General features: G+C 56.9%; 1 protein-coding gene. It reads left to right on the plus strand.

Annotated features, from left to right (window positions below):
* Positions 1-124: 124 nt before the first annotated feature.
* Positions 125-408: DUF6035 family protein (locus HBA93_RS18950; protein ID WP_353619403.1), on the plus strand; the 284-nt coding region annotated here is incomplete at its 3' end.

The following is a 408-nucleotide window of genomic DNA, read 5'->3' on the forward strand; positions in this document are numbered from 1 at the left end:
CGTTTGTGGCTTATGCGGGCATGCGGTCTACGCTCCGCGTGAAGGTCGAACCGGACAGCCTTATTGGAAGCATCATCCGGGCGCTCCTGAGGACTGCTTATGGTGGACCGGGATGCCCTCCGGCGTGGACGTAGTCAGTGCGCAGCAGTTTGACGGCGCTCAAGAAAGTCCGTTGCATGCGAAGATCAAAAACATTGTTGGTGAACTCCTCACGGCGGATCGCCGGACCAAGCCGGAAAGCGTAATTATCGATGCATATCTCATCAGCGAAGGGGGCCGCCGGCGCCCCGATGTGCGTGCAGTTTATGATGAAGCGCCAGTTGTCGTCGAAGTTCAGCTTGCGACAACCCAGATTCCGATCATCATCCAACGCGAAGATTTCTATGACAGCGAGGCGTATCGGCTCCT

The organism is Ochrobactrum sp. SFR4 (genome assembly GCF_019730395.1).
Lineage (GTDB): Bacteria > Pseudomonadota > Alphaproteobacteria > Rhizobiales > Rhizobiaceae > Pseudochrobactrum.